Origin of the sequence: Gilliamella intestini, from assembly GCF_900094935.1 — a bacterium.
GTDB classification, from domain to species: Bacteria; Pseudomonadota; Gammaproteobacteria; order Enterobacterales; family Orbaceae; genus Gilliamella; species Gilliamella intestini.
The window spans coordinates 1-8677 of sequence record NZ_FMBA01000066.1 but is presented as its reverse complement, the minus strand read 5'-3'; the positions used below and the strand labels follow the sequence as shown (position 1 = coordinate 8677).

Below are 8677 nucleotides of genomic sequence, written 5' to 3'. Positions count from 1 at the left end.
CGCCCATTTGCCATTTACTACTGGCGGAGCAGATATATCCGGTGTTGGGTTATCGTCGCCCCACTCATGGTGCCAATCCCATCAGAAAAAAGCAGTTTATCTATAACAGTCAAAACGATACTTATACTTGCCCAAACGGGCAAACATTAATATATAAAACTACCAGCAGGGAAGGTTATCGTCATTATCATTCTGATGCAGCAACCTGCAAAGTCTGTCCGTTATTGTCACAGTGTACACTGAGTAAAAATACACAGAAAGTCATCACACGCCATATCTGGGAAGTAGATAAAGAGAAAGCCAACGAGATTCGTTTAAGCCAGTGGGTAAAAAAGTCTATGCTCGGCGAAAACAGACCATAGAGCGCAGCTTTGCTGACGCTAAACAACACCACGGACATCGCTATGCAAGATTTAGGGGGAAGAGCACAGGTTCAAATGCAGTGTTTATTGGCTGCAACGGCTCAAAATATCAAGAAAATAGCGATAAAGCTATTTTTGTTACGTTTTTTTAGGCTATTTTTTAATTTATTTAATAAAATCCAAATTAAAATCCTATTTATGGTTTAAATAAAAAAATAAACCCCGAATTATATCGAGGTTTGTCATCAATCTGAAAGCCCCGAAAGGGGCTTTGTTATTTTTGGCATATATTAAGCGACTTTTGCTAAGTTTAATGCAAATTTATATCCGTCATTGTATGCGGTAAAAGCATCTTTGTGTCTGACGCTGCCGGCTTGACTGTACGGGATGCTATCTAAAACTGAATCATCAATCGCTTTAGGTATTCCATTTACTGCATGAAAATAGCCTAACTCAAATGCACAGCCTGCGCATTTATGTCGGCTAAATGTGCCTTGATATTCAGGCAGTGACTCGAAGTGAGCATCGTAACGGTGTGCCTTATGGCATATAGGTGAATAACCCATTTTTAATACCTCTTTAAATGGTAAGCATTAAATAGGGCTTTACTTAAAAAGAAAACGAATATAGAATAGCTATCGAGATCTCGCAATAAAGCCCATAATGCTTTATTTTTTTGTATTAGCCCGATACGCCAATATCGGGCTTTCCCATATCTAGTAGTTTATTATGTTGCCAACCACTAAATATAGATCAAATTATACCCAATAAAATAAAAAGCTTCAATAAAAAGATCAGCTTAAAGCAGTCTATTATCAATAATAAGGCTATTTTTTATTTTTTGCTGAAATAGTATGGAAAATAAGAAACATTCTCAAAATGCGATTGATGAATGATTAGCGGTATGTAAAAAAGTACAGTTAATTTTTAGATAAGTATGAAAAAACCCGCACTGGGCGGGTTAATTAAAAATATAAATGTTATTTATTATCAGTGAGTAACTCTATATTTGCATACTGTGTTTTTTTTAAAAAAGAATTTATTTCAGGTATGATTTTTTCAGTCGAAATAGATTTAAATTTATCAAGATCTGGAATGAAAGTGCTTTTATCTTTCAATTTCCTCTTAAAGCTAAATTCAAGAGAAAAGTCTACTGTTAAAGTAAATAACAACAAATCCTCATCACTATTTTTCATTTTTCCATTAGTAATAACCGTCGCCAATGTTTTTACTAAAACCCTATCTAGCGCGGTACTTAAATAAATATTTTTAGGTGTTATATTAACTTGGTAGGTGAATACATGACTTTGTTCTTCCATGCCTACTAATCTAGTTCTTGAATACTCATTAAAATTAAAAGATTCAATTACAAAATTATAATTTTTTTTAAATAAATTTTTCATACTCTTCTCTATTAATGGATTTGTATTGTATCATTTTGTTGAGGTAATTCTCTATAATTATTGCTTAAATTATATTTAATCATGCTTTCCCTTGAAGCGTGATAACTCCCGAGAAGATAATCACGTTGAGAGATATTAACGTCATCAACGCCATAATCTTTCGCAAAATAATCATTGAACCATTTTGTTTTGTGAGTGTTTTCTTCATCTATCATGTTGACATCTTGAATTAAAATATCAGCTGGTATACATAACTCATTATGAAGTTTTTTAATCATATTTAAACTTAGATTTCTTTTGCCATTGAGGACTTCTGACACTTTAGATGATGAACCTAAATATTTTTTCATATCTTCATTAGTTAAACCTTTTTGATCCATAATAAATTTTATATAATCAATAGGAGAAGGAGCCTCAACGGGGTAGTTTAAATTTTCATATTTTTCAATTAGCATTGCTAATAATTCGAATTCATCGCTTTCCTCTGAAAGAGGTGTTAATTCTTTACCGAAAAGTTCAGTGAATCGATCCATTGCTTTTTGATATTCTGCTTCATTATGCAGTATAGTCCAAAAATAGCTAGCCATTATTTTAACCTCAATTTATCATATTCAGAATGAGTATATACCCCATCAATAAGAACCATGCCATTACAATATCTCACTTGAACAACAATTCTATAGTTATTATGTTTGACATTAAAAACACCTTTAGAATCACCTAACTGGTCATATGAATTATTAAAATTGTTTTTAATATCATGCGGATTATTCCAAGTTGACAATTCAACTTTTCTTACCCAAGAGTTCAGGTGTCTACTTGCTTCAGGATGCTTCTTATTAAATTTGATTATCTTTTCTTTCCCGAATATTTTCATAAATTTCCCAAATTGGGAATATATATAATATATCCCTTATAATTAAAATTATCAATAACTATCTAATTTACTTTATTCTATTTGAACGATTGAATCTTTTTTTCAATAACCGCCGAAGCGGTTGTTACGGATAATCTTTGCCGCCATTTGGCGGTTTACATCTCATTAATCTACCTAATGTCATTTTCCACCCTTTGAATACGCCATATTTTTCAATTGCTAATAAGGCATATTCTGAGCAAGACGGTTCGAATCTACATGCAGAGCGAATGCGATTGGGGGCTATCGCTCTATATAGATATATTAATTTAAAACTAAGCCACTTCACGTCTAAAGATAATCACATAATAAATAGAATATTCTTCTTTCTTTCCTAAAAGAGAAGCAAGACACCCTGGGGATGTTCTTACTCCAACGCTCTCAACGCTTACAAATTCCCAATTATCTTTGGCTTTGTTATTTATTATTTCACGCAAATAAGCTCCAGCTTCATTGCCTTTATCTTTTTTCCCTACATTAATATTTGGTGGAATTTGAACTGTTTCATAAATATAACGCACTGTTTTCTCCTTGAATTATTATTTAATATATATCTAATTATGATTATAGTTTTGTTAAACGAAAACCGCCGAAGCGGTTAGCCGTATTTTCTTAATAACATTGATTACATTTCAAATGAACAATGAAATACTCGCCCGATTATTTGTATATTTTTTGCATCATCGATTTCATCAGGAAACTCTTCAGAGTTGTAAGAAACAATTCTAATTTTTCCTGCTGGTAATAAATACAATCTTTTTAGCCGACACAATCCGTCTTGGCATATTGCATAAACATCGCCATCACGAATATCTTTCTGTAGCGTGTTTACAGCGACCGTTGCACCATTTGGAATGACTGGCTCCATGCTGTTTCCTTTAGCTGGAAAACAAATGACAAACTCTTTTTGTGCGTTTTTTCTTCTAAAAAAAGATTTGCTAAATCTGAGCTTATAGCCGTTGTGATCTTCCGTACTTGAACAACCATGCCCTGCGGCAAGTTCAATTGATTTGAAATATGGAACTTCAACTTCATCATTATTTAAAGGGGTTTTATCATCCCATTCGTCTACGTCTCTTGTTGATAATTCATCCATCGGCGTTCCGTCTCGTTGCTGTTTAAGCTGAGTACCTTCTCCTTTGGCTAACCATTCCACTGAAACACCTAAATAATCAGCGATCTTCAATAGATTTCTATTTGATTTTGTTTTACCGGTCATTAATTTCCATATTGTGGTTTGAGACATACCAATAGCTTCTCCAAGCTTTGCCTGAGAAATCTTTTTTTCTTTCATTATTGAGGTTAGTCGATCTGCTAATGTCATTTTTTAAGCTCCTTTTTTATTTAAATAAAATACAACCAAAGTTGTACAAAGTAAAACATCTTAAGTTGTTGACATGGATGAAAGTAAAAGATAATATTTACAACATAAGTTGTTAAAAAGAGGTGTGTGAAAAATAAAGCAATTGAGAAAATCATTTTTATTGCGGGGAGCCAGAAAGAATTAGCTGATGCGTGTGGGAAAACTCAGATATCAGTATGGAAATGGTTACATGGATTGTCTGATGTTAGCCCTGAACATGTTCATTTAATAGTGAATGCAACCAATGGAAAAGTTGCCGCTTGCGATATCAGACCTGATTTACCTGAGTTTTTCCCGAGGAAAACAGTTAACAATCATGATTGAGATGAATATGAAATTAAACAATCCAAAATCACAACAAGAGCGTGTTATCGCCGTTTGTAGTGACGGTAAATATCGAACATTAGACGATATCCAGCGTGAGATTAAGAAACGTTTTAACCAGTTTGATACAACACCAGCAATTAGCGCCAGACTTCGAGAAACAAAACGATTATTCAAATATGGCTATGTGAAAGACAAATATCACAAAATCAATGAGAAGACTAAAAAGGCTTGTTATTACTACACGTTAAAGAGGATTAATTAATGAGAATAACGTCTTTTATTAATAACTCAAAATGCATTGAATGGGATTTAACAATGCAACAAGGAGCGTTGTTTGATCTGCTTAATCAACTTCATACTTGGGCTGAGCCTGTAGCCATAGATGGTGAAATATATTATTGGGCATCAAAGCAAATGATCTGCAATGAAATACCGCTCGCTTATAACAAGGTTGATACTGTTTATCGTGCATTAAAAACATTACGAGAAAAAGGGTTAATTAATTATAAAAAGCATGGCGAAAAAGACTGTATTTCGTTAACAGCAAAAGGCAAAGAATGGAACTTGGAAATAAATCCGACCCTCGGAAATAAATCCGAGCAAACTCGGATAGAAATCCGAGAAACCTCGGAAATAAATCCGACATATAAGAATACTAATATAAATAATATTAAGATCAGTAATATTAAAAAAATAAATAAAAATAATTTGGATTTATCTGGTTTTGAACAACAACCAAGCAAGCAGGTTTGGAATGATTTTGTTGAACATCGAAAAAACAAAAAGGCAAAGCTCACACAAACGGCATTGAATTTATTAATTAAACAAATTAACGCCAGCTTGGCGCTTGGTTACACAACCGATGACGTATTGGCTGAATGTATGGCTAGGGGGTGGGTGAGCATCAAGGTTGAATGGTTGCAAAATACCGAAAGTTTTCAGCGTGGCAATCAAACAAACAGCAATAAATCATTGGCTAGCTCAATGCGTGATGATACGAGCTGGATACATGAAATGGATAACGTTCTATGAAAAATATCGCAGAATTAATCAACACTAGGACGATCAAGTCTCAACACGCTTATGAGAAATCATCAGGAGCAGATGAGGTGGCAAATGTTTTTAATTTATTTTGTGAGCAGTTGATTATTGTTTTTCCGGCATCATCCGCAATCTTGAAAGATGAAAATTCAAGGAAAATATTCAAGCAGCAATGGCTACAGGCGTTCAAGGAAAACGGAATAACTAAACTGGAATATCTACGAGCTGGGCTAAAAGTAGCTAGAGCACAAAATACCGACTTTTTACCGTCCACAGGTAAATTTATTGCGTGGTGCAAGCAAGGGATATCCGAACAAATAGGGCTACCAACACCAGAAGAGCTGATCAGAATGTTAATGGATTTTAGTGCTCAAAGGGGGATTGTTGAAGCCGAGGATTATCCGTTCCCTAATGACGCTTGTTATTGGCTAGTGACTGATTTGATGTATGAATCGAGATATCGCAATTTGTCTAAAAAGGATTTGTTAGAGCAAGCACGCATAGCGTTGTTTGATATGACAAAAAAAATTCTTGATGGGCACAAAATTCCGAAACCAGTTAAACGAATTGGTAGTGCATCAGTTGGTGTAACGTTGACGCGAGAAGAATCACTCAATCGAATACAAGAAATTAAGCGTAAGTTCATGATTGGTCAAAGTGATGCAAAAGCCACTTAACCAGCTCATTCGTACGTAATCACATACTCGGCAAAATAGCGTATGACTATGTGAGAACGATAAGAGAGCATGGTTCAGATATAGTAAAGGTTAAGCAGTAATTAGCAGAATAGGTTAATAAATATTTGGAAGAAGAAAGGGTAAGATTGAAGGAGTTAATACAGAAATGGAAAGAGTCAAAAAGGTAGTAAAAACAAAAGTAATTGAAAAAAATATGAATTTAAGTATGGAGTTATCAGAGATAATTTTTGATAGAGAACAATATTATCAGGAACTATTATGTGCGTTTTCGGTTATCAAAAAGAATGGTTTGGAAAGCGAGTTTTTAGGTGCAGTAAAAAGCCTCGTTCATAATCCCAAAATTAAAGAAAGCATTATCAAATGTATCACTAATAAAAAACACGTGCTAGGAAAAGAAATAGGTGACTATAACCAGGCGACAAAAAAATATATTAAAAAATACTATAACAAATTGAAACATGAAGTTGATAGCGAAAAAGTGATTGCTCTTCAAAGAGAAATTGCGGAGCTTAAGAACCAGTTGGATGCAATTACAACAGCTTCATTTGTCGATAATTTGAGTGTGTGAGGGTTTAGTGATGAGTGATGAAGTGATTGTAGCAATAGCTTCGTTTGTTTTTTTGGGGTTTGTAATTTGGAGAGTAACTAAGTAATGGCAAATAAGAAAATATTTAAACTAGTTAGCGAAACAGTAAAAAACAATTTAATTAATTTTATTCGCTCATTACCTACAGACAGTAAAAATCCATTAGTAGTTTGTATTCAAGAGATGACCAGAACTTTAGAGCAAAACGCCCGTATGTGGGCAACATTAACGGATATATCGAAACAAGTTAATTGGCACGGATTAACGCTAACTCCAGAGGAATGGAAGCACGTTTTTACTGCAACACTAAAAGGACAAAAAACGGTACCCAATTTAGATGGGACAGGCTTTATTGTTTTAGGCCAATCAACAAGAAGAATGAGTAAAAAAGAATTGAGTGATTTATTGGAGCTAGCATATGCATTTGGGGCCGAGAAAGGCGTTAATTGGAGCGAGCAGTCTAAGACAGATTTATTAATATTTGCTTGGTATAAAGACCAATTATCAAAGGTGGCATGATGAACAACGAACACAAAGAACACAAAGAACAACTGAAACTATACGATGATAAAGAGCAAGAATTAGAGAGAGCAATAGCAATAGTTAGAGAACAACGCAGAGAATACATTAATAAGCATAATTTAAACAAGGTTAACGATGAGCAGACTAACTAAAGAAGCAAGAGGGCGAGAGTGCACGGTTCGATTGCCGTGCTGCAATCATAATCCAGAAACCACGGTGCTAGCGCATTATCGATTAGCGGGAACGTGTGGCGTGGGCATGAAACCGAATGATTTGCAGGGCGCATGGGCGTGCTCAGCCTGTCATGACGAAATCGACCGCAGGACAAGAATATTTGAGAATGAATTCGTTAGATTAGCACACGCCGAGGGAGTTATTAGAACTCAGGGCATACTAATCAAAGAGGGGAAGATTAGATTATGATTCATCTGACCTTGCCATATCCTCCAACGGTTAATCATTATTGGGGAACGGCAGGAAAGCGAAGATATATTAAACCTGACGGTATTAAATTTAGAAATGCCGTTGTAGCTATCGTATTGCAGAATAAAGCTGATAAGAAGCTATCTGAACGGGTAATGGTTGATATCAAAGCTTATATGCCAGATAGAAGAAAACGAGACCTAGATAATATAAATAAAGCTATTTTCGATGCATTAATTCATAGTGGAGTCATTTTAGATGATGAGCAAATAGATGTATTACACAGTGAAAGAAAAGAAGTTATCAAGGGCGGCAGAATAGAATTATCTATAAGTAAATTGGGGGCGTAATGAGAGAAACTAAAGATATTTTAACAGCATGGAAAAACACCCGTATTTTAAAAAGAATGGGAACAGAATACCCATCAAAATCGGCAGGTATTGATGGTGCGCCAATGGATTTTGATTATCGTCAGTATTTAACAGAAGATGAAGCTGAAATTGTTGATAATGCGGTGTTAAGACTTAAATCCGATAATATTGAACACTGGGCTGTATTAACTTCTTTTTATCTTCGTGAAATTTCATGCAGTAAGCAAGCGAGAATATTGGGTAAAAGAACGGATGATATAACAAAAATCTTGTTTGCTGCTGAATGTTTCATTCGTGGTCATATTATTGAATTATTCCCAAAGGTGGCATAGTTGACAATGACATAATTAAGATATTTTTGTAATAGTCTTTACTTAATCTGACATTTAAGTTATTTTATAACACAAAAAGGAGAGTCAGAAATGAATCAAACCGCCAAAATCATTAAACCTAAATTAGGACTGCTAGAATTAGCTAAGCAACTCGGTAACGTTCAACAAGCTTGCAAAGTCATGGGATACAGTCGAGATAGTTATTATCGCTTTAAAAAACTGTATGAGCAAGGGGGTGAGCTTGCGCTTCAAGAAATCAGTCGTAAAAAGCCTATCGAAAAAAATCGGGTAGAGCCACATATAGAACAAGCCGTTGTCAATATGGCCTATGAA

General features: G+C 34.6%; 18 protein-coding genes and 1 pseudogene. 12 read left to right on the top strand and 7 right to left on the bottom strand.

The window, feature by feature from the left end:
* Positions 1-569: pseudogene (locus GA0061080_RS12960) on the top strand (transposase); the annotation flags it as partial.
* Between the two features lie 83 nt (positions 570-652).
* Here GA0061080_RS12960 and GA0061080_RS11335 read toward each other — a convergent pair.
* The 7 genes from GA0061080_RS11335 to GA0061080_RS11305 form a co-directional block, all read right to left on the bottom strand.
* On the bottom strand, positions 653-928 hold the full coding sequence (locus GA0061080_RS11335) for a hypothetical protein (RefSeq protein ID WP_091125727.1): 276 nt from the start codon (positions 926-928) through the stop codon (positions 653-655).
* A gap of 414 nt (positions 929-1342) precedes the next feature.
* Entirely contained in the window at positions 1343-1765 is a 423-nt protein-coding gene (locus GA0061080_RS11330; RefSeq protein ID WP_091125725.1) for a hypothetical protein, read from the bottom strand.
* Between the two features lie 11 nt (positions 1766-1776).
* Entirely contained in the window at positions 1777-2352 is a 576-nt protein-coding gene (locus GA0061080_RS12480) for a helix-turn-helix domain-containing protein (protein ID WP_209435833.1), read from the bottom strand.
* Positions 2352-2642 (bottom strand): type II toxin-antitoxin system HigB family toxin, encoded by a 291-nt coding sequence (locus GA0061080_RS11320; protein ID WP_091125722.1) that lies wholly within the window; start codon positions 2640-2642, stop codon positions 2352-2354. Before GA0061080_RS11320 ends, GA0061080_RS12480 begins: the two co-directional genes overlap by 1 nt.
* A 124-nt stretch (positions 2643-2766) precedes the next feature.
* Positions 2767-2970, bottom strand: coding sequence for a membrane protein insertion efficiency factor YidD (yidD, locus tag GA0061080_RS11315; protein WP_080702292.1), 204 nt, complete (start codon positions 2968-2970; stop codon positions 2767-2769).
* On the bottom strand, positions 2957-3202 hold the full coding sequence (locus GA0061080_RS11310) for a DUF4177 domain-containing protein (RefSeq protein ID WP_065636104.1): 246 nt from the start codon (positions 3200-3202) through the stop codon (positions 2957-2959). Before GA0061080_RS11310 ends, yidD begins: the two co-directional genes overlap by 14 nt.
* A 104-nt stretch (positions 3203-3306) precedes the next feature.
* Positions 3307-4005 (bottom strand): XRE family transcriptional regulator, encoded by a 699-nt coding sequence (locus GA0061080_RS11305; protein ID WP_091125719.1) that lies wholly within the window; start codon positions 4003-4005, stop codon positions 3307-3309.
* Positions 4006-4131: 126 nt separating this feature from the next.
* On the opposite strand from GA0061080_RS11305, the gene GA0061080_RS11300 reads away from it, so the two are divergent.
* The 11 genes from GA0061080_RS11300 to GA0061080_RS11255 all read left to right on the top strand — a co-directional run.
* Positions 4132-4368, top strand: coding sequence for a transcriptional regulator (locus GA0061080_RS11300; protein WP_091125715.1), 237 nt, complete (start codon positions 4132-4134; stop codon positions 4366-4368).
* A complete protein-coding gene (locus GA0061080_RS11295) occupies positions 4361-4633 on the top strand; it encodes a hypothetical protein (protein WP_091125713.1) in 273 nt (90 codons plus the stop codon). Before GA0061080_RS11300 ends, GA0061080_RS11295 begins: the two co-directional genes overlap by 8 nt.
* Positions 4633-5403 carry a phage replication initiator YdaU family protein gene (locus GA0061080_RS12825; RefSeq protein WP_209435832.1) on the top strand — a complete coding sequence of 257 codons (771 nt, stop codon included), beginning with the start codon at positions 4633-4635 and terminating at the stop codon, positions 5401-5403. Before GA0061080_RS11295 ends, GA0061080_RS12825 begins: the two co-directional genes overlap by 1 nt.
* Positions 5400-6089 (top strand): replication protein P, encoded by a 690-nt coding sequence (locus tag GA0061080_RS11285; RefSeq protein ID WP_091125710.1) that lies wholly within the window; start codon positions 5400-5402, stop codon positions 6087-6089. Before GA0061080_RS12825 ends, GA0061080_RS11285 begins: the two co-directional genes overlap by 4 nt.
* 166 nt (positions 6090-6255) lie before the next feature.
* Complete coding sequence (locus GA0061080_RS11280) at positions 6256-6678, top strand: hypothetical protein (RefSeq protein ID WP_091125706.1); 423 nt, start codon at positions 6256-6258, stop codon at positions 6676-6678.
* A gap of 84 nt (positions 6679-6762) precedes the next feature.
* Positions 6763-7215 carry a recombination protein NinB gene (locus GA0061080_RS11275; RefSeq protein WP_091125703.1) on the top strand — a complete coding sequence of 151 codons (453 nt, stop codon included), beginning with the start codon at positions 6763-6765 and terminating at the stop codon, positions 7213-7215.
* Positions 7215-7370: a hypothetical protein gene (locus GA0061080_RS12660; protein WP_167349235.1), complete on the top strand. Its 156-nt coding sequence runs from the start codon at positions 7215-7217 to the stop codon at positions 7368-7370. The genes GA0061080_RS11275 and GA0061080_RS12660 overlap by 1 nt, the downstream gene beginning before the upstream one ends.
* The gene (locus tag GA0061080_RS11270) at positions 7354-7641 is read left to right on the top strand and encodes a DUF1364 domain-containing protein (protein WP_091125699.1); all 288 of its coding nucleotides are present in this window, start codon (positions 7354-7356) and stop codon (positions 7639-7641) included. The genes GA0061080_RS12660 and GA0061080_RS11270 overlap by 17 nt, the downstream gene beginning before the upstream one ends.
* On the top strand, positions 7638-7991 hold the full coding sequence (locus GA0061080_RS11265; protein ID WP_091125696.1) for a RusA family crossover junction endodeoxyribonuclease: 354 nt from the start codon (positions 7638-7640) through the stop codon (positions 7989-7991). The genes GA0061080_RS11270 and GA0061080_RS11265 overlap by 4 nt, the downstream gene beginning before the upstream one ends.
* A complete protein-coding gene (locus tag GA0061080_RS11260; RefSeq protein ID WP_065582613.1) occupies positions 7991-8344 on the top strand; it encodes an antiterminator Q family protein in 354 nt (117 codons plus the stop codon). The genes GA0061080_RS11265 and GA0061080_RS11260 overlap by 1 nt, the downstream gene beginning before the upstream one ends.
* A gap of 90 nt (positions 8345-8434) precedes the next feature.
* A partial coding sequence (locus GA0061080_RS11255; protein WP_141683091.1) for a helix-turn-helix domain-containing protein occupies positions 8435-8677 on the top strand: 243 nt, incomplete at its 3' end.

What these genes read in the sequence shown, in the direction of transcription:
- GA0061080_RS11335 (WP_091125727.1), bottom strand. Translation starts at nt 928, where the DNA reads ATGGGTTATTCACCTATATGCCATAAGGCACACCGTTACGATGCTCAC.
- GA0061080_RS11330 (WP_091125725.1), bottom strand. Translation starts at nt 1,765, where the DNA reads ATGAAAAATTTATTTAAAAAAAATTATAATTTTGTAATTGAATCTTTT.
- GA0061080_RS12480 (WP_209435833.1), bottom strand. Translation starts at nt 2,352, where the DNA reads ATGGCTAGCTATTTTTGGACTATACTGCATAATGAAGCAGAATATCAA.
- GA0061080_RS11320 (WP_091125722.1), bottom strand. Translation starts at nt 2,642, where the DNA reads ATGAAAATATTCGGGAAAGAAAAGATAATCAAATTTAATAAGAAGCAT.
- GA0061080_RS11305 (WP_091125719.1), bottom strand. Translation starts at nt 4,005, where the DNA reads ATGACATTAGCAGATCGACTAACCTCAATAATGAAAGAAAAAAAGATT.
- GA0061080_RS11295 (WP_091125713.1), top strand. Translation starts at nt 4,361, where the DNA reads ATGATTGAGATGAATATGAAATTAAACAATCCAAAATCACAACAAGAG.
- GA0061080_RS12825 (WP_209435832.1), top strand. Translation starts at nt 4,633, where the DNA reads ATGAGAATAACGTCTTTTATTAATAACTCAAAATGCATTGAATGGGAT.
- GA0061080_RS11285 (WP_091125710.1), top strand. Translation starts at nt 5,400, where the DNA reads ATGAAAAATATCGCAGAATTAATCAACACTAGGACGATCAAGTCTCAA.
- GA0061080_RS11280 (WP_091125706.1), top strand. Translation starts at nt 6,256, where the DNA reads ATGGAAAGAGTCAAAAAGGTAGTAAAAACAAAAGTAATTGAAAAAAAT.
- GA0061080_RS11275 (WP_091125703.1), top strand. Translation starts at nt 6,763, where the DNA reads ATGGCAAATAAGAAAATATTTAAACTAGTTAGCGAAACAGTAAAAAAC.
- GA0061080_RS12660 (WP_167349235.1), top strand. Translation starts at nt 7,215, where the DNA reads ATGAACAACGAACACAAAGAACACAAAGAACAACTGAAACTATACGAT.
- GA0061080_RS11270 (WP_091125699.1), top strand. Translation starts at nt 7,354, where the DNA reads ATGAGCAGACTAACTAAAGAAGCAAGAGGGCGAGAGTGCACGGTTCGA.
- GA0061080_RS11265 (WP_091125696.1), top strand. Translation starts at nt 7,638, where the DNA reads ATGATTCATCTGACCTTGCCATATCCTCCAACGGTTAATCATTATTGG.
- GA0061080_RS11260 (WP_065582613.1), top strand. Translation starts at nt 7,991, where the DNA reads ATGAGAGAAACTAAAGATATTTTAACAGCATGGAAAAACACCCGTATT.